General features: G+C 62.9%; 2 protein-coding genes. Both read left to right on the forward strand.

The genetic code is table 11. The annotated features are described in order from the left end of the window. A partial coding sequence (locus tag FJ980_RS30575) for a TAXI family TRAP transporter solute-binding subunit (RefSeq protein WP_140547308.1) occupies positions 1-636 on the forward strand: 636 nt, incomplete at its 5' end. 87 nt (positions 637-723) lie between these two features. Next, a partial coding sequence (locus FJ980_RS30580) for a TRAP transporter fused permease subunit (protein WP_140547309.1) occupies positions 724-1,745 on the forward strand: 1,022 nt, incomplete at its 3' end.

The raw sequence follows: 1,745 nt of genomic DNA on the forward strand, positions 1-1,745 counted from the left end.
CGCGCGGTCTTCTCGGTCCATCCCGAACCGTTCACCATTCTGGCACGGCCGGATGCCGGCGTGAAAGTCTTCGAGGACTTCAAGGGCAAGCGCTTCAACGTCGGCAATCCCGGCTCCGGCACGCGCTCCTCGATGGAAGAGCTGCTGAAACAGATGGGCTGGACGCTGAAGGACTTTTCGCTCGCCGCCGAGCTCAAGGCCGACGAACAGGGCAGTGCGCTTTGCGACAACAAGATCGACGGCTTCTTCTACGGCGTTGGGCATCCGTCCGCCGCGATCCAGGATCCGACCACGGCGTGCGGCGCCAAGCTCGTTCCGCTGACTGGTCCGGCCGTCGACGCGCTGGTCAAGGCACACCCCTATTATTCCGTCGCGACCATCCCCGGCGGCATGTATGCCAACAATCCCGATCCAACGACGACGTTCGGCGTGCGCGCCACCGTGGTGACGAGCGCCAAGACGCCCGACGATGTGGTCTACGAGATGGTCAAGGCGGTGTTCGAGAACTTCGACGATTTCAAGAAGCTGCATCCGGCCTTCGCCAATCTGGATCCGAAGGAGATGGTCAAGGCCGGCCTTTCGGCGCCGCTGCATCCGGGCGCCGAGCGTTACTACAAGGAGAAAGGCTGGCTATGAACCTTCGGCATGGCCAGGCTGCCTCGGAGGGCAGCCCGGCCGCAAGCCGAAACGCCAATATGAAAGAGTAGGGGCCGAAGGAGAGCGATGACAGATCAGTTCCGCCAGGTGGAAGCGCCTGAAGACGTCGACCTCGACAAGCTGAATGAGATCGTGGCGGAGGCCGACACTGGTGGGCGTAAGCCGACGGGTCTCGCCGCGTATCTCGTTCTGGCGGTGTCGCTCGCCTGGTCGCTGTTCCAGCTTTGGTACTCCTCGCCGATCCCTTACGTGCTTGGCTTTGGCGTCGTCAGCGACGGGATCGCGCGGTCCATCCATCTGGCCTTTGCACTTTTTCTGGCGCTCGTCACGTTTCCCGCCTTCAAAAGCTCCTCGCGCAATTGTGTTCCGCTGCCTGACTGGGTGCTGGCCGTCGCTGGGGCCGCCGCAGCGCTCTACCTCGTCGTATTCTACAGTGAGATTGCAACGCGGCCCGGGCTTCCCACGACGGCGGACCTCATCATCTCCATCGTTGGAATTGTCGTCCTGATGGAAGCTGCCCGGCGCGCCGTCGGCCCGGCAATCACCGTCATAGCCGGGCTGATGCTGATCTACATCTTCGTTGGGCCCTATATGCCCGGCCTGCTGGCTCACAAGGGTGCCACTCTGTCGCGCGCGGCCTCGCAGATGTGGCTCACCTCCGAGGGCGTGTTCGGCGTAGCGCTCGGCGTCTCGACCAACGTTGTTTTCATGTTCGTGCTGTTTGGAACATTGTTGGAGCGAGCGGGGGCAGGTGGCTACTTCATCCTGCTTGCCTTCTCCATCCTCGGCAAGTATCGCGGCGGCCCCGCCAAGGCCGGGGTCGTGGCCTCTGGCCTGACGGGAATGATCTCCGGATCGTCGATCGCCAATGTCGTCACCACCGGCACCTTCACCATTCCACTGATGAAGCGCGTCGGCTACACGCCGGTCAAAGCCGGCGCGATCGAATGCGCGGCCGGCGTCAACGGGCAGCTCATGCCGCCCGTGATGGGAGCGGCCGCCTTCCTCATCGCCGAATATGTCGGCATTTCCTACGCCGAAGTAGTCAAGCACGCCTTCTTTCCCGCGCTGCTCACCTATGGCTCGCT

Source organism: Mesorhizobium sp. B1-1-5 (assembly GCF_006443065.1).
In the GTDB taxonomy this organism is placed as follows: domain Bacteria; phylum Pseudomonadota; class Alphaproteobacteria; order Rhizobiales; family Rhizobiaceae; genus Mesorhizobium.